The sequence below is a fragment of the Candidatus Mycoplasma haematohominis genome (assembly GCF_902712995.1).
GTDB classification, from domain to species: Bacteria; Bacillota_I; Bacilli_A; order Mycoplasmatales; family Mycoplasmoidaceae; genus Eperythrozoon_B; species Eperythrozoon_B haematohominis.
In genome coordinates this window covers 44,519-64,457 of the sequence record NZ_CACTIB010000020.1, presented here as the reverse complement: position 1 = coordinate 64,457, position 19,939 = coordinate 44,519, and the positions used below count along the sequence as shown (strand labels likewise).

At 32.5% G+C, this 19,939-nt stretch carries 26 protein-coding genes; 4 read left to right on the top strand and 22 right to left on the bottom strand.

Annotated elements, in window-relative coordinates; all coding sequences use genetic code 4:
• Nucleotides 1–930, bottom strand: coding sequence for a hypothetical protein (locus H6411_RS03570; RefSeq protein ID WP_216083271.1), 930 nt, complete (start codon nt 928–930; stop codon nt 1–3).
• 873 nt (nt 931–1,803) lie between these two features.
• Between H6411_RS03570 and H6411_RS03565 the strand changes: the two genes are divergently transcribed.
• Nucleotides 1,804–1,974 (top strand): hypothetical protein, encoded by a 171-nt coding sequence (locus H6411_RS03565; RefSeq protein WP_216083270.1) that lies wholly within the window; start codon nt 1,804–1,806, stop codon nt 1,972–1,974.
• A 323-nt stretch (nt 1,975–2,297) separates the two neighbouring features.
• On the opposite strand, the gene H6411_RS03560 is transcribed toward H6411_RS03565, so the two are convergent.
• Nucleotides 2,298–2,948, bottom strand: a complete 651-nt coding sequence (locus H6411_RS03560) for a hypothetical protein (protein ID WP_216083269.1) — start codon at nt 2,946–2,948, stop codon at nt 2,298–2,300.
• Nucleotides 2,949–3,271: 323 nt separating this feature from the next.
• Between H6411_RS03560 and H6411_RS03555 the strand changes: the two genes are divergently transcribed.
• Genes H6411_RS03555 through H6411_RS05930 form a run of 3 tightly spaced genes read left to right on the top strand, consistent with a single transcriptional unit; the run spans nt 3,272 to nt 4,825 of the window.
• Nucleotides 3,272–4,066 (top strand): hypothetical protein, encoded by a 795-nt coding sequence (locus H6411_RS03555; protein ID WP_216083268.1) that lies wholly within the window; start codon nt 3,272–3,274, stop codon nt 4,064–4,066.
• Between the two features lie 6 nt (nt 4,067–4,072).
• Nucleotides 4,073–4,684: a hypothetical protein gene (locus H6411_RS03550; RefSeq protein WP_216083267.1), complete on the top strand. Its 612-nt coding sequence runs from the start codon at nt 4,073–4,075 to the stop codon at nt 4,682–4,684.
• Nucleotides 4,685–4,693: 9 nt separating this feature from the next.
• Nucleotides 4,694–4,825, top strand: a complete 132-nt coding sequence (locus H6411_RS05930; protein WP_369408496.1) for a hypothetical protein — start codon at nt 4,694–4,696, stop codon at nt 4,823–4,825.
• A 27-nt stretch (nt 4,826–4,852) separates the two neighbouring features.
• Here H6411_RS05930 and H6411_RS03545 read toward each other — a convergent pair whose 3' ends face one another.
• The 20 genes from H6411_RS03545 to H6411_RS03450 form a co-directional block, all read right to left on the bottom strand.
• Complete coding sequence (locus H6411_RS03545; RefSeq protein WP_216083266.1) at nt 4,853–5,656, bottom strand: hypothetical protein; 804 nt, start codon at nt 5,654–5,656, stop codon at nt 4,853–4,855.
• A 3-nt stretch (nt 5,657–5,659) separates the two neighbouring features.
• A complete protein-coding gene (locus H6411_RS03540) occupies nt 5,660–6,505 on the bottom strand; it encodes a hypothetical protein (RefSeq protein WP_216083265.1) in 846 nt (281 codons plus the stop codon).
• A 143-nt stretch (nt 6,506–6,648) separates the two neighbouring features.
• Nucleotides 6,649–7,458: a hypothetical protein gene (locus H6411_RS03535; RefSeq protein WP_216083264.1), complete on the bottom strand. Its 810-nt coding sequence runs from the start codon at nt 7,456–7,458 to the stop codon at nt 6,649–6,651.
• 6 nt (nt 7,459–7,464) lie between these two features.
• A complete protein-coding gene (locus H6411_RS03530) occupies nt 7,465–8,256 on the bottom strand; it encodes a hypothetical protein (RefSeq protein ID WP_216083263.1) in 792 nt (263 codons plus the stop codon).
• A 4-nt stretch (nt 8,257–8,260) separates the two neighbouring features.
• Nucleotides 8,261–9,028, bottom strand: coding sequence for a hypothetical protein (locus tag H6411_RS03525; RefSeq protein ID WP_216083262.1), 768 nt, complete (start codon nt 9,026–9,028; stop codon nt 8,261–8,263).
• A 15-nt stretch (nt 9,029–9,043) separates the two neighbouring features.
• A complete protein-coding gene (locus tag H6411_RS03520) occupies nt 9,044–9,802 on the bottom strand; it encodes a hypothetical protein (protein ID WP_216083261.1) in 759 nt (252 codons plus the stop codon).
• A 2-nt stretch (nt 9,803–9,804) separates the two neighbouring features.
• On the bottom strand, nt 9,805–10,338 hold the full coding sequence (locus H6411_RS03515) for a hypothetical protein (RefSeq protein WP_216083260.1): 534 nt from the start codon (nt 10,336–10,338) through the stop codon (nt 9,805–9,807).
• Entirely contained in the window at nt 10,272–10,592 is a 321-nt protein-coding gene (locus H6411_RS03510; protein WP_216083259.1) for a hypothetical protein, read from the bottom strand. Before H6411_RS03510 ends, H6411_RS03515 begins: the two co-directional genes overlap by 67 nt.
• Before the next feature lie 6 nt (nt 10,593–10,598).
• Nucleotides 10,599–11,399 carry a hypothetical protein gene (locus H6411_RS03505; protein WP_216083258.1) on the bottom strand — a complete coding sequence of 267 codons (801 nt, stop codon included), beginning with the start codon at nt 11,397–11,399 and terminating at the stop codon, nt 10,599–10,601.
• A 3-nt stretch (nt 11,400–11,402) separates the two neighbouring features.
• Complete coding sequence (locus tag H6411_RS03500) at nt 11,403–12,233, bottom strand: hypothetical protein (RefSeq protein WP_216083257.1); 831 nt, start codon at nt 12,231–12,233, stop codon at nt 11,403–11,405.
• Nucleotides 12,234–12,357: 124 nt separating this feature from the next.
• The gene (locus tag H6411_RS03495; protein ID WP_216083256.1) at nt 12,358–13,272 is read right to left on the bottom strand and encodes a hypothetical protein; all 915 of its coding nucleotides are present in this window, start codon (nt 13,270–13,272) and stop codon (nt 12,358–12,360) included.
• 9 nt (nt 13,273–13,281) lie between these two features.
• Nucleotides 13,282–14,109, bottom strand: a complete 828-nt coding sequence (locus H6411_RS03490) for a hypothetical protein (protein WP_216083255.1) — start codon at nt 14,107–14,109, stop codon at nt 13,282–13,284.
• Nucleotides 14,110–14,282: 173 nt separating this feature from the next.
• On the bottom strand, nt 14,283–15,137 hold the full coding sequence (locus tag H6411_RS03485) for a hypothetical protein (RefSeq protein ID WP_216083254.1): 855 nt from the start codon (nt 15,135–15,137) through the stop codon (nt 14,283–14,285).
• A 25-nt stretch (nt 15,138–15,162) separates the two neighbouring features.
• A complete protein-coding gene (locus H6411_RS03480) occupies nt 15,163–15,621 on the bottom strand; it encodes a hypothetical protein (protein ID WP_216083253.1) in 459 nt (152 codons plus the stop codon).
• A gap of 114 nt (nt 15,622–15,735) precedes the next feature.
• Nucleotides 15,736–16,041: a hypothetical protein gene (locus H6411_RS03475; protein WP_216083252.1), complete on the bottom strand. Its 306-nt coding sequence runs from the start codon at nt 16,039–16,041 to the stop codon at nt 15,736–15,738.
• Nucleotides 16,042–16,072: 31 nt separating this feature from the next.
• On the bottom strand, nt 16,073–16,879 hold the full coding sequence (locus H6411_RS03470) for a hypothetical protein (protein WP_216083251.1): 807 nt from the start codon (nt 16,877–16,879) through the stop codon (nt 16,073–16,075).
• A 114-nt stretch (nt 16,880–16,993) separates the two neighbouring features.
• Nucleotides 16,994–17,464: a hypothetical protein gene (locus tag H6411_RS03465; RefSeq protein WP_216083250.1), complete on the bottom strand. Its 471-nt coding sequence runs from the start codon at nt 17,462–17,464 to the stop codon at nt 16,994–16,996.
• 139 nt (nt 17,465–17,603) lie between these two features.
• Nucleotides 17,604–18,398, bottom strand: coding sequence for a hypothetical protein (locus tag H6411_RS03460; protein ID WP_216083249.1), 795 nt, complete (start codon nt 18,396–18,398; stop codon nt 17,604–17,606).
• A 211-nt stretch (nt 18,399–18,609) separates the two neighbouring features.
• Nucleotides 18,610–19,434 carry a hypothetical protein gene (locus H6411_RS03455; RefSeq protein ID WP_216083248.1) on the bottom strand — a complete coding sequence of 275 codons (825 nt, stop codon included), beginning with the start codon at nt 19,432–19,434 and terminating at the stop codon, nt 18,610–18,612.
• 1 nt (nt 19,435) lies between these two features.
• Nucleotides 19,436–19,936, bottom strand: a complete 501-nt coding sequence (locus H6411_RS03450) for a hypothetical protein (protein WP_216083247.1) — start codon at nt 19,934–19,936, stop codon at nt 19,436–19,438.
• Nucleotides 19,937–19,939 lie beyond the last annotated feature (3 nt).

Sequence of the window (19,939 nt, the reverse complement as noted above, 5' to 3'; positions counted from 1 at the left end):
CTATTTTCCGAATAACTCAACTCTTTTTCTAAGCAAAAAATACCTAAGAATAGTAGAATCTGCCGAGAAAGAATGCAACGCTCTTGAATGTAAAAAATACAAATCAATTATAAATTCGTCCAACCATAAAATCATCCGCTCTCCATGCCTCTTGAAATATGAATTAAGTATAGACACAGAATATTTTTCTACTTTCATAAGACTTGCTATTCTACTTAAATCCTCTGATTTACTTCTTAAAGACAAAAATTTCTTCAACTCCAACAACTTAAAAGTTAAAGAATAGGAAAATTTTCTTAGAGTTTCAGGACATACAACAAATTCATTAAAGAAAGAAAATCATCTGTTTTCTTCTTTGTCTATATAAAGTTCAAAAAAGTTAAAAAAATTAGGTTCTCTCCTCTGTGTACTTAGAAGGGTTGTCAATATATTGTCCGTAAGCAACCCATTCTTCATCAAAACAATAACATTTTCCATCAACTCATTTATAGAAGTTGCACAAGGAGGTACCTTCTCTTTAATTAACTTAAGAAGATTGTGCGGAAAATTTTTTGAATACCTATTCTTAATCAATTGATTTATATAACCCTTTTTAGTATTCTCATTCAACTTCTTAATCTCCACTTCAGCATTATCAGAAAACCCAATTAAACCCTTTTCCGGTGTACCAATTTGAACCATCAAAATATTCTCATAATCTTCCTTCGCAAAAGGAATAACAGCCTTTAAAAGCTCAAAAGAACCTCTATAGTTTTCAATTATTAAATTACCTATTTCTTCTTCATCACCTAAATTCCTTTGTACAAGAGCTAACTCCAATTCAGAAGAATCCAAATTCCTCAAATGTCTAACATTCCTGTGTTGTCTCTTAAACAAATAAATTCGATTATCTAACAATCCCTGATCCTTAGAGTAGTAAATTTCAAACATCGATAATGAAGAACTAAAAACAATAGACTTAAAACAACTAGGAGAAAATTAGATAATTCTTGACTCCAATGTTCTAAATCAAATGAAGAGGCATTTAAAGGAAACCATTCATTAATAGATAACACAATATCAGTAGCTAGCCTGTGAAAATTTAAAAAATCTGGAATAAACCAAGTAAATCATAAGTATATAAACAAGGCAGAAATAATAGGAGCAAATATAAAAGTATTAACTATTGACAAAGGATATACCCTATGAGGATAAAAGGGAAGAAAAACTAAAGTTGCGAATATAAAAGCTGATCAAGAATTAGAAATACACAACCTTACTCTGCCATCATTTAATCTCCTATTGACAAGAAATATCAAAGAGAAAAAATAAGAAAGAAGAAAACTAAGTGACTTATATATATGAACATTAAAAAACAGAGAGAACAAGGATACTAAAGCTCACTTTTTCAAAGAGTTTTTACTGAATACAAAAAAACCTAGAATAACTCTTAGCGCAGGAATAGAAAAGTCTATCGCCGCTCAATACAAAATAAGAACAACAATAACTATTCATCTTTTCTTAATAAACCTAGACAAAAACTTATCAATCAATAAAAAATGAAATCCACTAATAGAAATAAGATGAAGTATTCCAAAACCCTTTAGATCTGTGTATATATGGCTATTCTTATTTCCAAATATCAATAAATTAATCAACTCCGCAATATCCCTATCATGAGTAGAAACAACATAACCAGTGACCCATCTATGTACAGGAAAGAAACTTTCGAAAAAAGGAGATAGATAATTCGTCTTAACAACCAGGCCGCGCTTGGACATAAAATCCTGAACAAAAATTAAAGTTAATCCAGCTAAACACGAGATGGAAACTCACTCAAAAGAAATTTTGTATAAATATACAGATAACAGAAGGGGGACAAAAAATAGTACCTTCGAGAAAGAAAAAGGAAATAAGTTAGAAAAAAGTATCAGGTTGAGAACCAAGTATACCCATGGAAATGCTCTCTTAGTAGCATTCCTTGATTCGCTGTAACTAAAAAGCATTCTTCCTTTTGATGCTTTTTTATTGCGAATTAACTAACAAGTTGGACTGTTTATTACAAAAAAATAAACATGTTTGAAAACCATTTAATTTGCAAAATACATTTTCTTAAAGACACAATTTTGTGATTTTTCAATTTTTAAACACTTCTCCGTAGAGAATGTAAGTAAAAGTAGACTCGACCGGCGAAGATAAACAATAGTTCTTAAGTACAGTTAGGGGGGTCGTTACTTAAGGAGACTGTATCTTGCGGTTAAAGTAGTTAAGATAGTTACTATCTTGGCTACATATTTTTGCGCTAACTAATAAAAAAATTAATTATCAATAACAATTACCGATCTATCTTTTTTTCCTTTATTAACTACCTTCACGTCCAGAAACTTAGGGTAAATCTTGTCATATCAGTAAGGATGCTTTAATCTAAACTTCTTCAACCTCTCATTAGTCTGCAAATTCTTCTTTATAAAAAGTCTCCAGGTCTCTCCAAAAAAGGAATCTGTCTTGTAAAGATTGTAATAAGTATAAGAAAAAAAGACACACGTATGTAAGAAAAAACCAACAAATACTACTGCCCAGAAAAATTTTTGATCTTCAACAGAATGAGCCTTAGGACTCTTAACATCTCAAAATCATTCATACAAATGATCCAACTCTAATAAATATGTATCTACAAACGTATAAAGGAAAAAGAAAATGTTGAATATAAAAGCGCCAAATAAAAAGCAGAATAGGAAGTTATGAAAGACATAGCTGTGCATTCAGAAATTCTTGCAATTCGAAAAGACAAAAACAACATTTTTATTCTTATTAATCTCCTTTAGGAATAGAAATAAACCACCAAAAATACAAGGGAAAACAAAGAACCAAAAAATAACTATGAACCTAGTAAAGTACGCACTCCAGTTATAAGAACCACTATCTATCCCCTCTCCAATTTCAACATTCAATAAATTCAAGAAGTCCATAACCTTGGACTAATTCCTAAGTCTCAAAAAAATAAAAGTGAATACTAATAACTAGTTTATTGTTCGAAATCAGAAACAGATTTAACGCGATACCTGTACAAAAACAAGAACAAAAAAAATATAAATTTTTAAAGATATTAAGAAATATTTAAAAAACAAAGTAAAAATTTTATTTTTCAACATAAAAGTAGGGACATTCACAAACGATAATTAAAGAAAACTGAGCGCATGTAGATTGGAATAAACTGAATATGTTACATTAATTACACATTCATTTGAGTAAGCAAAAACTCAAAGCTTGCTCATCAAGTCATTTTTTTAATATGTCAATTCTTAATTCAAAAACTACAGTTGCAGGTGGTTTAGTAACCGCCATTGCAGGAACAGGAACCTATCTAGGTGTTAAGTATGGATCAAGTGATGCTGTTGAAGAAAAAGAGAAACCAATCGCGATTGTAGGCAATTCAAATGAAGAAAAAAAGAATTTAGGTACTGAAAACTTAGTAGTTGATGAAAACGACATCGTAGAGGTTGAAGATGATGGGGAAGATTTAGAAGACGAACCCAGAACAAATATAAGTGATAAGCAAGAAACAATATCCGAAGAACAAAACGTTAGAGAAAACAAGGTTGACTCTGAAACTTCCAGACCAGAAAATGTGTCGGATGAGTCAAGTAAATCAGAAGAGAAAACAGAACAAACATCAGCCGCAGTTGATCTGCCGAGATATAGGAATGTGTCAGGATCAAGTTTTTTGCCTGTAAGAAATAGCTTCTCTTGCGAAACCTTTAAGCCTGGCTCAATAGGATACAGATTTAGAAATGATTTAATTTGCGACCCTAATGATTCAGAATGAGATAGAAAATTAGAGCATTGAAAAACCAACTTAAACGATAAAGTAGAGAGACATTTGTTAGTTGGATCTAAATTTAATCCAAAAAATAAAAATAACTTAACAAAAACGAAACTTCAGGCAAGATGCTCTAATGCGTTAATTGGAAGAGATTGAAATGTATCAGGCTTAAGAGAAAGATTCGCAAAAGAAAAATATTGGGCAGAAGTAAAGAACTATTGCACAAAATCAGGCACATCAATAACTGGCTGATACAGTCACTAATAGATTATGGCAATATCAAAAACTAAAGCTGCAGTTGCAGTTATCCTAACTAGCGGTTCTTCTTATGGTATTTATGAGATAGTTAAACATGGTTCTAGTAACACCCTTTCTAAAGAACAAGAAAATAAAAAAAATCAAAGCCTAAAAGAAAGTGCGGAAAATAAAAAAACAGAAAAAAACGGTGAGCAAAGAGAAACAAAAAAAGAAGTAAATGAAGCGGAAGACGACGTTGAAGTGGCTAATCTTTCAGTAAATAATGCAGATAACGAAGACACTTCTTTCTGTGATAAATTCCATGAAGGCACTTTAGGAAATAAATTTAAAAATAATTTGATTTGCGCTATAGGAGATAAAGAATGAGAAAAAAGAGTTGAGCATTGAAAAACTAATTTAGGAGAAGCAAACAGACATTCAACCTTATCTAAATTTAATGTGAGAAATATAAAAAATGCCAATATAAAAAATTTACAAACTAGATGCGAGAACTCTCTCAAAGTTTTAGATTGAAAAGCAGATTTTAAAAAAAATAAAGAACAAGAAAAAAACCAACATTGAGCAGAAGTAAAAATTTACTGTACTAAGCCAGGAACAACAATAGAAAACTGGAATCCGCAATAAAAGTAATCAATGCATCTAGCAGTTAAGACATTAATAACTGCTGTAGTTTCTGGTGGTTGTGTTTACGGAATTTACAAGGCAATCAAATACGATCTATACAGACAAGAAGATAAAGAAAAATCAAATACTCAAGAAGAATAGATTTCCTTAATCCTTCAAAGTCTTTAATTAATTATCTGAACCTCTTTCAGGAATCAAGTAACAAAATTGCTTTATATCTGTATTCGTAAACTTAACATTTGCATTTCCATTATTAACTAATTTTTCATAACTCTCTTCACAAATATTCTTTATCTCTTTTTCTCTTCTAGGAGCATGTCTATCGTTATATAGAGTTTCAAATATAGAACCCTTAGATGCCTTTGCTCCAGAAAAATCTGATTCAACTTCACCAAAGAATTCCTGATTTCTTCTACGTCAGAAATCTTCATTTACATTTTTATTGCCTTCCTTAACAGCAACTAATTTTCCGCTGAAAGTAGATTCGCCGCCAAATTTGCCTGTATAACTATGCCCAGTTGTAGGAACCAACTTAGGCTCTGATTTCAATATAGAACAATAAGTTCAGACATTAGTTTTTTTATTAGCTGCTCATGAGTCATAATTCTCTTCTTTAAAGAAATCTCCACAAGTTTTATTTAAGGCTTTATCTTCTCCTTCCTCTCCAGTTTTTGCATATCCTTTTGTAAATTTATTTTTTGCAAACTCTGTACTTAAAGAAGGGCTAGGTGATGTTTGTTGCTGATTTTTATCTCATCTTTCAAAAGCCTTATTTCACTCTTCTGCATTCTTTTTATTTGCAGGATCCAATAAATACATCCCATACTTTCTTCCAAATGATCCTTCTTCATAATCTTTTGTTTTCAATGTCTTAACTCCAATATCAATAAAGTTGTCATAAATCAAATAACCACCTCCTCCAGTTACAGCTGTTCCCAATCCAACTATTCCTACTGTCTTTAATACTGACATAAGCTAAGCTATAGATAAAGATTTATCTTTGCCTTTGACACAAAACATCTCAACATTTTTCTTTAATTTGTTTTTGTCTTCGTTTCCCGTAGTCGTTTCATTTGAAAAATCCGTTTTATCCTTCTTATAAGCGGTCTCACAAACTTTATTTAGGGCTTTTGTAGCATCATCATTTGTATTTCCATATCCTTTTTCTACTGACCCAAAATGACTATTTAATTGATCAGAACTTTTTTCCTTAAATGGTTTAAATACATTCTCATAAACTCAATCCCACCAACCTTTATTACCCTCAATATCTGCAACTAACTTAGATTTATTATTCGTAATACCTCCGAACTTATTTTCATAAGTATTAGAAGTTGTTGTCTCATCCGAAAGTGTCTTTGCTGTAGGTTCATTTCCTTTCTCAGAGAAAAGTGCAGAATCAGAAGAACAATATCTTCAGATATTCTTCACATAATCTGAATTAATAACTTCAACTTCTTTTTTAAGAAGAGCTGTATGACAAACCTGATTTAAATGTTGTGTAGCATTTGTTGGAATATCTTTTACAAAACCCTTTTCGATTTTCGAAAACTCACTGCTAATAGTTATCTTTGATCCTGCTTTATCTACTTTAAAAACATTCTCATAAACTCAGTTCCATCATTTTTCGTTACTTGCAAGAAGAGGATCAACAAACTGATCCTTGTATCTTCCCCCAATAGTTTCTGCAGAATAAGCATCAGTGCCTGATTCTTTTATAGTTGTATACCTTACAGAAATAAGATAATCAGACAAACCTCAACCTCCTCCTATAACCGCCGCACCAAACCCTGCTGCTAAAGTTGCCTTAAGTGGATCCATAAATAACTAATACTCTCAAATAAAAATTAAAGTTGGCTATTTATTAAACATCTGCAATTAAAAAATACAAAAATTTAAATTTTCTGCATATCTAACTCTCTACATGTAACAAATAACAACAATTCTTAATGTAACTCAAGATCTTAACTAGATGATTTTTCCAAATAACAATAAGCCTTTAAATCAGCTTCTTTTACTGAAGTAGCGCTACTTGAAGAATCCATATCATACGCTCTCTGACAAGTAGCCTTAACTGTACCATTTGAATTCTCCTTCAAAGCCTTGAAAATATTGTTTGTTTCATTTGTAACAACGGAGCTCGCTGACCTAAATTGTTTTTCTTTTAACTCTCAAAACCAATTATTAGATTCAACTCTTGTAGAAACCAAAACATCCTCTTTTTTCTTTCCTCATTTATTGCTATTATCAGCAGAAGTTCCTACTAATTTTTGATCTTCTGTATTGCCAGATTTATTAAGCAAAATCGGTTTAGTTCCATTTGAAGATATAGAACAGAATTTCCATACATCAGCTTCTAAATATTTGTTTGTTTCAGTATCTTGTGCATTATCTGTCACATCAGTCTTATTAGCTTTATATGCGTTTTTACAAATTTGATTTAATGCCTTCGTATCAGTACTATCAAAAGCTTTTGAAACACCTGCAAACTGCTTTTTAATTTTTGTTTTATCTTGCTTACCCAATAACCTAAAAGATCACTCTCATCAATCCTTGTTTTTAGGTTCTGACAACTTATCAGGATCAACTAAATAATCGCCATATGCGAAACCATATTTTCCGCTTTGATAATCGTTATTATCAGAAAAATTATTCATACCAGACAAAACATCACATTCTGGCATAGGATCCATAGAGCTATATACTCCAAAAGCAGTTCCTCCTACAATTACAGCACCTGCTGCAACTCCAATAGAACCTTTAACTGGATCCATGATTAATTAAGTAGTTTTAGAACCCTTTAAAGAACAAAACTTAAATAAATCATTTTCATCTACCTTATTATTTGCATTAGCAGAAGTTAATTTATAACCCTCCTCACAAACATCTTTAAGTGATCCTTTGCCTGAATCATATAACTTCTTAAAAATAGATGATCCGTTTCCTGAAAATGTTCTATCTGAACCGTTATCTTCTTTTTTAAAGAATCATTTTTCCTGAACATCTCAAAACAATGCATTCTCAGGATCTGTAATAGAAACTAGTTGATCTTTGTTTTGCCTTCCAAAAGAGTTTTCGGGATAACCTTCTGATTCTTTTTGTCCTCCTGTTCCGCCCTCCTTAGGAAAAACTCCAGCAGCAGTTGGTTTTCTATTTACAGCAGAACAGTATCTTCAAACATCTTCTTCAGAGTATTGGCTATCAGTTGGAGAAGAAGTGACGACATTATTCTTATCTGATCCATATGCAACAACACAAGCGTTCTTTAAAGCATCAACATCACTTAAACTATTAAATTTATTACCTACTGTCCTTGGATTTTCTGTAACTTTTTTATCATCTGAAAGTTTTTTAAATAATTTTTCCCACCCCTTACTATTTTTCCCTTCTTCATTACTTAAAAAATACTTTCAATAGTCAGAAGCATATTTGTTAGCATGGTCAGAGCTTTTAAGAGAAACAAAATCTTCTATTGATTCACTCAATAAATATTTAGCTCCTATCGCGGCAGAACCACCAACTGTAACAGTAAGAGCTGTGCCAACCGCAACAGACTTTGCAGGAATTGCCATTTCGTTATTCTGTACCTTTTAACGAACAATATCTAAGCACATCCTTTTTAGGAGTTTCTTCATCGCTTTCTTTCTTAAAATACGCCTCTTTACACAAGCTTTTTATCTGTTTGCCAGTTGAATTTTTAGTTTTGAAAAGTTTATTAAAAATTGATTTATCATCTGTTGCCTCCTGTCCGTTTGAAGCAGCCCCTTTCTTATTACTCCAACCAAAGAACTGCGAATGTTTCAAGTTTCAAAAATCTTCATTGTCCAGATGATCCGGATCTATTAGATTAGCAGCTTTATCTTTTCCATACATTCCTGCAGTAGTGTAAGTTGAAACCTTATTCGCTTCCTGAATAGTCTTAGGTTTCTTTCTTAACAATGAACAATATTGCCAAACTTCATATTCTGAATATTTATTCATTTCATGAGTAGTTCCTGTATTTATGTCCCCTTTATCCTTGGTATAAACATCCTTACATTTAGCTTTCAAAGAATTTTCTCCCTGTGCACCGCTTGCTATTCCAGCAAACTTACTACCATTTGCTGGTTTATCCATTAATTCATATCTATTCCTATAAGCTCATTCTCATCAATCATTGTTTGTATCACCATCTGCAACCACAAAATAATCTTTATGCTCTTCTACATACTTACCAGAAGTTACGCTACTTAAAGTTGTATATTCAGGCATACCATTATTCAAAAGAAGTACTGCTCCTAAACTAGTAGCTCCTATTAATGCAACAGATACACAAATCCCTCCTACAACTTTTACCATTGCCATAACTAACTAAGTTAATTAGCTACCCTTATATCCCTGTAAAGAACAAAATTTAAGAGTTTCATTGTCTTTATTGCCGCTATCAGAAGTATCCTTATACCTAGTTTCACAAGCATCTTTTAAATCCTTTGTTGCTCGTTTGTTCTGATCATCATAAAGAGTCTTAAATCCTGCGCCAGCATCAGAAGCTCTCTTTCCTAAACTATCTTTATTTTCCTTTGGCAAAAAGAAAGCCTTAGCTTGTCTATCCCAAAACTTTTGATTACTACTATTTTTTGTTGAAATTAGTTTCTTCTTTTTGGTTCCGCCTAATTTAGAAACATGCTGACCACCATCTTTAAAATCAGGCTCTTCGTTCACAGATTCTCCTATAGTTAAAGGCTTAACTCCATCTATAGAACAGAAGATTCAAATATCGCTTTCATATTTTGCTTTAGATTGATCAGAATCCTCATCAGGGGAAATATCTGTCTTAGTGGCTTTTTTATAAGCCTCGTTACACTTTTCCTTTAACTTATCAAATCCAGACAAATTCTTAAAATCGTTGCTCTGCGCTGTTTCAGATTTATATTTCTCACTAAAACGACTACTTCATCAAGAATCATTTTCATTTCCAGAGGCATCAGCAAAATGCAATTGAAAATCTTCTCCGAAAGTTCCAACAGTTGCAGTCTTTAAGTAAATAGGCTCTTGAGAAAATAAGGTACTAACTCCATAACCTCCTCCAGCTATCAATACAGCTGTTCCAGCTCCTATAGCTAATTTAGTTGGATCCATCACTAAGTTACTTTTTCAAAATAACAATATTTTTTAAGATCTGCTTCCTCAACTTGAGCCGTACTATTTGTTGAATCCTTGACATACGCAAGTTGACAAGCTTGTTTAACTGAATTTCCATTTCTCTTTCTAGTTTTGAATATATTCTGTTCGCCGACTGTCTCTGAATCCTTCTCAGAGCTAAATTTCTTCTCTTTTAATTCTCAAAATCAATCATTAGATGTATTTTTTGTTGAAACTAAATGATCTTTAGATTTTTTACCTCATGTTTCAGTACTTCCTGCGGCTGTAATTAATTTAAGATCTTCTTGATCCTGAGAATCCTTCAACAAAACAGGTTTAGAACCAGTTCTTGAGGCTGAACAATATTTTCAGACTTCTGATTCTTTAAACTTGTTTGCATCATCGGCAGCAGTATCAATTAAAACATCAGTCTTCTGCGACGTAAAAGCAGCCTTACAAATCTGATTTAACGCCTTTTCTTTAGCTGGTTCACTGTCATCTTCATAAGCAGACTGAACATCCGCAAACTTCACCCCTTTTTGGCCACTATCACTTTGCCATTTTTTAAATGCCGCTCCTCAAAATGGCTTATTTTTTCCGCTAACGGATCGGCCATGTAATCAGCATACGCATTTCCGAACGTACCTGTTTTATATACACTATCAATGCTTCCTTTATCTGAAATAACAAAAACTTCTATTGAACCATCAGCGAACAAGAAATATCCCCCAGTAGTCACTGTTGCTACTACGCCCAAACCAGCTGCTGCCTTAACCAATGCAGACATAATCAATTACTCTTTGCCTTTTAAAGAACAAAACTTAAGAACATGTTCCTTAGAAACCTTTGGAGTTGTGCTTTCTGATTTGTTATATGCATCTTTACACACATTTTTCAAAGTTTCATTCTTGCTTCTACGTTTATTTCTTTTGTCAAATAAAGCCTTGAATATAGAACTATCCGCAGTAGTTGCATGCCCTCCTGATCTACTATCATCTTTCTGATCTCTGAAGAATCTTCTCTCTTGCTCTTCTCAGAAATGACTATTCTCCTCAGCTAAAACAGAAACTAACTTACTTGCCAAATCTTTACCATGAGCATTAGTTTCTGTATAGGAAGAGGTTTCGGCAGTTCCGCTAGTAACCTCAGAAACTAATTTAGGCTTAACTTCAACTGCAGTACAATATCTTCAAACATCTGCTTCTAAATATTCAGTATTCTGAGAAGCGCCAGACGGCTTTATAGTATTGGTGCTTTTTTCCTTAGCCACTGCGTAAACCTTCTCACATACTTTCTTTATAGAATTATCCTTTCCATCACCGCTTTTCAAATTAGCAAACCCTGCAACAGGTTTATTATTGCTTCCTAGAGCGACTTGATATCTATTCTTATAAACCCATCTTCATCAAGCATCATTATCTGGTTTTGAATGATCTACAAAATAATCATAATAGTCAGTAATATATTTATCAGCTTGGTCAGGCAAAGAAAAATAATTAGGCATACTCCCATCAAACAAAGTACTCACTCCATAACCACCTCCAGCTATCAATACAGCCGTTCCAGCTCCTACAGCTAATTTAGTTGGATCCATGATCTACTCTCCTTCAAATGAACAAAACTTAAGAACATTAACTTGCTGCGCCTTTTCTTCATCGCTTGTGCCCGCAGCAGTCAAAGAATAAGCTCTTTCACAAGTATCTTTTATTGTGCCTCTATCTTTCTTATCTTTATCATCATACAATTTCTTAAATAAAGAATCAGAATCATTTAATCCATTCCCTATTCCACTATTTCCATTTTCCCCAAAAAACTCTTTATTTCTGATCTCTCAAAACAAATAATTGCTTGAATCTTTCGCAGAAACCAATTTATCCTTTTGAGTATTTCCATAAACTCCAATTCCTGAATAACTCTCATCATTATTTCCTGCAACAGTCACTGGCCTTCTAACTAAAACAGAACAATACTTCCAAAGATCTGTATTTAATTTATTTTGGTTGTCGCTTGCATTATTTGTAGGAGTTAAATCAGTCTTAGGTTTCCCATAAACAGAATTACATACCTTATTTAAGGATTTAGAATCATCACTACCATTTGCTGATTCAGGTCTGAAAGCATACTTAATCTTGTCTTCATTCTCAAACTCATCACTCAAATTAACTGTCTTATTATCAAAATCATACTTTCATCACCTATAAGCTCAATTTCATCAGTTCTCATTACTTGCATCAAAAGGATCAACTAAGTAATTCTCATATTTCTTTCCTACATTATTAGCGTCTGTATGTTTTCCATTACTACTACCCTTAGACAAAACAGTGTAAGTAGGCATCATCCAACCAACTGCATTATGAACGGCATATCCTCCTCCCCCAGCAATCACAACCGAAGCGGCCAACAGAGTCGCTAATTTAACTGTACTCATTTTGCTAACTTATTAAAAGAACTGGAGATTCTACCCGAAAAGTCTGCAAAAACATTTTTGTCTTTTATTTAAAAAAACCAACAACATCTACCAGCTATTTTTTTGAAAATTGAAATTTTAGGATTTAACTTTCATCACCTAGTGAACTAGCTCCTCTCAATGAACAAAACATAACAACCTCATTTAAAACTTTCTCGAATTCTTCTGGTTTCTTTTCATAATTCTCCCTACATTTTTTCTTTAACGCCTCCTTAGTCTGCTCTTCTTTCTTTGTAGAAGAGAAAATATCTTTAAAGCCAGCCTCATCTAATTTTGCTTTCTTACCTATTCCCTCCCATTTGTTATCTCCTGAAGCGAAGAAACCTTTTGCCTGTTTCTCTCAAAACAAATCATTAAATGAATTAGTAGAAACTAAAGAGGTCTCTTGAATGAAAGAAAATAGTTTTTCTCTTCTATCCTCTTTCATCTGTGAACATCTTTCTCAGAAAAACAAAACATCATCTTCTTCAATCTCTCCTTCCTCATAATCACATGCAACTTTCCAATCTAAATCATCTTCTAAAGTAACAGGAGAAAACCCATCTATAGAGCAATACATCCAAACATCATATTCATTAAATGATTTGTCCGCTTTTTCAAAATCAAAAGATTTAATTGCCTTAGAATAAAAGCTTTTACAAGCATCCTTCAAAGCAGAAAAGCTAGCAACATTCCTAAAAGAATTAGATGCAAATTCAAGCTCTACATATTGCATCCTCTTAGACGGCAAATATCTATACTGATAACTCCAATTCCATCACAAATCATTCGCTGCATCTTCTGCATCAACAAAGTGATATTTAAGGTTATGACCAAAAGTTCCCTCATTAGTATTCTGAATCTCCTTACTAGCAGGAGCATCAGGAACAACTAGCAAAGAGGATAAATTAGAACGAAGAACTGAAGATTTAAGTCTGGAGCTTAAAAATTTGTTTACAACAAGAGCTCCTGTGCCAATTACAAAAACTAAACTACCAAGAACAAAAGTTGGAAGTTTCAATTTAAAGGCCTATAAATCAGAAGAACCAGCCAAAGAACAGAATCTAAGAGTCTCTTTTGCTATATCAGTAATTTCATCGCTGTAAAAATAACTGTAATTCTTTTCACACAACTCTCTCAATGAATCAAGTGTTCTATCTTCTGTTTCATACAATTGTTTAAATCCAGCAGCTTCATTTTTAGCACTAATCCCTAAACCAACTGTTTTGTCTTTATTGCCATAAAAAGATGCAGCATGTCTCCTTCAAAATATATTATTTTTTTCAGAGGTAGTTGAAATCATTCTGGATGAATATATGTTGCTCAATCTGCTTCTTCCTTTCAACCCATCTCTCTGTTCTAAGACAGTAACAGGAACTCTTCCTTCTTCAGAACAATAAGTTCAAACATCGTTTTCATATTTGTATTGTTCTAAATTGCTATTAATAGGAGAAATATCAATCCTTGTATTTTTCTTATAAGCTTCATCACACTTTTTCTTCAGATCTTCTACGCTTTTGACATTAGAAAATTCAGAACTAGTCTTTCTATAGTTAGTGCCATCCTCTATATTCTTCAAAAATATATTTGTGTAATTTGAATTTCATCAACTATTGTTAGCAGGAACATGAACATCTATGAAATGACCTCTAAAGTCAGAACCAAATGTGCCTAAAATTGGTTCCTTAATAAACCAACGACTTGAAGACTTTCTTCCAGGCCCAGAACGATTCCTATAACTTGACCGTATTCTTAAAGATACATCTCTTGATCTAAGAGCGTAAGCGCCAAAATAAAGTAAAGCAAAAACAGCAGAACCAGTTATTAATGTAATAGCCGCCTTTGTAAAACTAAACAATGTAAATAATCTAGAACCTTGATCTTTGATCCTAGAACCCTTATAAAAAAGTTACAACAAATTAACAAGTTCCTTAAGATGAAAAAATGAAAATATATTTTTGTTCTTCTAGCTTAGATACAAATTGAAACTTTTTTATAAAAATCGCCAAAAAAACTACTTAGTAAGACAACTTATTTCTCAGGAAATAAATAACAAAATTTCTTAATTTCTTCCTCTTTTATCTTAGGTTTATTTGCTTCCTGAGCCTTAGAAATCTCTCTTTCATAAGCCTCTTTACAAATATTTTTTATTGTATCATTCTCATTTCTAGAAGATTTTTTTCCATACAAAGTAGCAAAAATAGAATCAGAAATTCCATGTCCTAATCCATTCTTACCATCTGCTCCGAAAAACTCATCATTTCTTATTTCTCAAAATCTATCTGTAGCTTTGCTGTTTGCATAAGTAACTGCAACTGCCTTATGCTTAAATTCTTCTTTCTTTAGAAAAGTTGTATTGTCTGTTGTTGCGTTCAATAACTCAGGAATTCCCTCTAAAACTGAACAATATTTTCACAAGTCATTTCATAACTTGTGTTTATTATCTGTGCTATTCGCCTTAGGATCCAAATGATCATCTTGCTTTTTTAAATAAACAGATTTACATACTTTATTAAGAGACTTATCATCATTTGTTCCTTTTTCCTTCTCAATCTTGTAACCTGACTTAACATTATCTTTTCCAAACTCAGAACTTGATTTATCAATTGTTACGCTTGAATCATTACTCCATCTTTCATAAGCTCTCTTTCATCAACCTCTATTCTCAGACTTACTTCCTTCTATAACTCCTCCAAAAGGAGCAACTAAATAATTACCATACCTTTTCCCAATATGCTTATCTTCACTATAAGTAGAATCAAAATTAGAAGTCTTAGATAGAACTACAACAATTTCTCCGCTAAATCAATGAAAAACACCATACCCAGTTCCTCCAACAGCCACAACTGAGGCAGCTGTAATAGCTCCTAACTTAGCTGGATTCATAAACTAAAAATAAGAATTAGTAATTCTAATGAAACTGACCAAATTTTTTCTTTCCCAAAGGAGAACAAAATCTAAATGCAGAAAGCTCATCTTCTTTCAAAACATTATTTTTAGGAGTTGAATAAATATTCATACATACCTTCTTTAGAGATTCAAACTTATCTACTTCTTGTCCATTTTTCTCATACAAATTCTTAAACAAATTCCCTTTTGGAGCTTCCTTCAGATCAAAAAACTTTTTCTCTCTTCTAGCCCATCATCAATTGTTAGAAGAATTAGTTCCAACTAAATACTTCTGATATGTCTCTCCAAATGTATCAACACCATATGTCCCAGTATTAGACAAATACTCCTCAACATATCCAGCTTTTCTAGCCTCTTCAATAGTAAAAGGAACTGAATTTAACTGAGCAGCTCCAAGAATCAAAGAACCTCCAATAACTAGAGATGCTGCTATAGCAGCAAACTTAACAGGGGAAAACATGATCTTTTAATTAGGGGAGTTAGACATGAACCTTATCTAATTAGACAAAGAACAAAAGACATTCAAACACAAAGTCAAAAAAATATCATTCATATCACTAATTCTTAATATCTCTTACCTGCACTTCATAGAAGAAAATACAGATACGTAAGATGAGGTGACTTTCAAATAACTTATTTGTTTTGTAAATACCTTTTCGTAAGCAGTCTCAACAATATCTACACCTTTAAAAACTCTCCTATTTCCTACTACAAGAGGATGCTTCTGAAAACCCTCTAAATCTGTAATGCGCTCATCTGTTTTGATAATCTTCAAAATCTCGAAGAACAACTTTCCTCTACCAAACAAATATGAATAACCCCCCCCCAAGAATCTCTGCATTACAAAAGAAGAACCCTTTGCTATCTGAATTAAAGACATAACTTAATTAAATTTTTTGATCTACAAACAATTACTTACTTCCCTTCAAAGAGCAGAATTTAAATACATCTGCTTCTTGCAAATTGCTGTCAGAAGTGCTTGTGTTATATGCTGTTTTACAAACTGACTTAAGAGTTTCTGTTTTCTTTCTTTTTCCGCCTTTCTCGTTTTCATAGAGAGTTTTAAATATAGAGCTTACAGATTTTCCTTGACCTGATCTTACGCCACTATCTTTGAAAAATAACCTTTCCTGTTCAACTCAAAAGAAATCGCTATCCTGAGCTTCAACGGAAATTAACTTATCTGCGTGCGCTTGTCCATAAGCGTTGCTAGTTGAATAATTAGTTTTCTCTTCAGTATTTTTACTTTCTCCTAAATCTTTAACTTCTGAAACAGTTTTTGGTTTCTTATAGACAGGAGAACAATATCTTCAAACATCTGATTCTAAATATTCTTCTCCTGTGGCTCCAGTTGCCTTTACTTTAGTGCTGCTTTTTTCCTCCAAATAAACTTGAGCACAAACCTTTTTTATAGATTTACCATCTTCGCCATAGCCACTAGTCAAACCACTAAAAGCGGCAGTAGGTTTGTAAGAAGAATTTTTTTCTAGATCTTTTTGATATCTATTTTTATAGACCCACGCTCATCAACCTTCGTTCTTAGTTGCATCTACAAAATAGTCATGAGAATTCTCTAAATACTTATTGCTCAAAGTTGAAGCACTCAAAGAAAAATAATCAGGCATATCACGATTAAGAAAAGAAATAAGGCCGTAACCTCCAGATCCTGCAACCACAACTACTCCAGCAACAACTGCAGCTCCTTTAAGGGTAGCCATAAATTTAAATCTCTACAAAAAACAAAAAAAGACTATTAATAAAACTAGATATACAATTAATAACTTACCTAACACATACCTCAAAGAAAGCTACTTGTTGATTTAAAAAAATATCTAAAAATTAGAACAAAACCCAAAAACTTCTCTTATCTCTGCTTCTGCAATGACATTGTTATCTGAATAAGCCTGCTTACAAGTATCCCTAAGAGATCCAACTATCTCACTAGACTTCTTATTCCTATTAGTTTCATAAAAATGATAAAAGTGAAAATAATTCAATAGAGCCCTGTCATAAGAAAAAAATCAATTCTGCTTCTTAATCCACCAATCATCATTAACTCCCTTAAAAGTAGCAGCTAAATAATTCTTATTCTTCTCCCCAAAAGAATTTTTCCCATATGTCCACACTACTTTCTTATTCTGATTAATACTTACAACTCCTTCATTATTTAACTTACTTCTAGATTCAGAAATAGTCAGAGGATAAACATTCTGTATAGAAGATCTATAGTTAATTCCAGTAACAACAAATGATCCTAGAATCGAGAAGAAAACAATTGAAGCTTTCTTATAAGCAAAATCCATATTCAACAACAAACAATAACAAATCAGTTTGATCTAGTTATTCAAAGACCAAACAACCCAAGTTTTCTTGCTCGTAAACTAAAAAACTACCTCAACAATATCAAATAAATATTCCATATTAGGATGCGCTGCTACTTGTCTATTTCTGACCCTTCAAAGAACAAAACTTAAATAGATCGTCTTCTAAAACCAGTGAATTCTGTTCTGTGTTATCTTTAGGTAACTTATATGCAGCTAAACATTCCTCTTTAATATCTCCCTTACCCCTATGTCAAAGCTTTCCAAATATAGAATTTTTGTCATTCTTAAACTTAGATCCTGATCTTCCTCCTGATTTTTTGAAAAATAATCTAGTTTGCTCTTTCCAAAAATAAACATTATCGTCAACAGTAATAGAAACTAATTGATCTTTATATTCCTCTCCATAACTTTTCTTGCTTGCATCTGAACCCTTATATGAACTATCTTCTCCCATATTTTCTGCAATAGTCTTAGGCTTGTATTTAACTCCAGTACAATACCTTCAAATATCTGCTTCTTCATATTCATCGTTAGCAGAAACTCCCTTCTTAACTTTTGCATTTTCTGCTTCATATACTTTTAAACAAACATTTTGTATATGCTTATCTGTTTTTCCCAACCCTCCAGTTAATCCAACAAATAAAGTTTTAGGATCAACTCTTTGCTCGCCATCATAATCTTGTTTATCTTCATAAACTAAATACCTATTCTTATATGACCACTTTCATCAAGAATCATTCTTGCTTGCATCTACAAAGTAATCTTTGAAATCTGAAACATATTTACCATCAGAATTAGATAAAGGTTCATAATCTGGCATTACTCCAGAAAATAAAATACTAACTCCATAACTTCCTCCTGCTACTAATATTGAAGAAGCTCCAACTACACCTGATGCTTTAGTTAATGTCATGTTCATTCACTCAACTCAATAGCAACTATATAAACTCTTTCCCTGAAATTATTCTCTAATTTACCTATATGTTGCTTATGTTTTTTCAAAAATATTTAACTATAAAAACCTATACATTTATTTCTAAAACTAATTTTTGCCTACCAAAAAAGAAAAAAATCAAGTCTTGACAACAATAATTTGAAAATTTAAAACAATTTTTTAATACTACCTACTTGTCTAAAGTGCAAAATTTAAGAAGATTAGTTTCTGTAACTTTAGGTTCAGTTGGTTGAGAAGTCTTATTAACTCTGTAAGCTGCTCCGCATGTATTTCTTAGATCTCCTCTACTTCCTTTATTTTTAGAATCATAAAGATCATAGAACAAAGAATCAGTGGCTTGAGTTAAACCATTGCCCGTTCCTTGATTGTTATCCCCTCTTTCAAAAAACTCTTTATTCTTTACTTTCCAGAAGCCATCATTACCAGTAATTCCAATTAACTTGTCTTTCTTATCTTCTCCAAAAGTACCAGTTCCATAATTCTCAGTTCCTATATCGCTAACAGTTTTCGGAGCTTCTCCAAATACAGAACAGTATTTTCAAAGATCATTTTTCAATCTTTCTTTTTCTGGTTTATTAGCCTCCTTATTTATTTCAGTCTTTGCCTTTTCATAAACAGTTTGGCAAATTTTGTTTAAAGATTTTTCTTCTCCGGATGTTTCGTTTTTGCCCCTATAAGAACTCTTTACTACGTTTTTGTCAAAGTTGCCACTTAACGTAATATTCTTATTTTCAGAATCTGCCTGTCATCTTCTATATGACCAATCCCATCATTCTTTATTGTCATTTCCATTGTCCCCAAAAGGGGCAATTAAATAATCGCCATAAACATTTCCAATATGGGCGGTATCTGATACCTTATCACTACTTTTTGCCAAAACAACATAATTCTCCGGCATAGGATCATGAGACAAATGTCTATAAACTCCAAAGCCTGTTCCTCCAACTATTACTGCTCCTGCCCCTAAAGCAGCAGCTCCTTTAAGTGTTGACATATTAAGGTGATGTTAAATCGTTATCTAAATCTGATGGAACTTCCCCAGAAACAGAACAGAATCTTCAAAATTCTTCTCATTTAGACTTATCTGCTGTTTTAAGTGCAGTTGCTGTCTCATCATACTTAGATTTGCAATTGCTCTTCAACTCATCTACTGCTGCTTTTAATTTAGTTTCATCCATTTTATTCGTTTTGTAGTCATTAAGTTTGGTCTCAAAATTAGTCTTGAAATAACTTTCAGCTACTAAAGAAAAAGAACTGCCTTCAACTAATTTCTTAACTCTTTGTTCTCAGAAAGGTTTATTCCTTTCTGCAGTAGTAGACATAAGTAGACTAGCTCTCTTTTGACCATATTTGGAATTATCAGTTCCAGAATACCCTTCTTCACCAACCAAAGTAGTTGGTTGTTGTTGATCAATAGCACACTTAATCCCGAATCCTCCTGCAACTGCTGTCGCCGTTGTTCCTGCTACTGCAGCTCCTAATTTAGCTAAAGACATTTT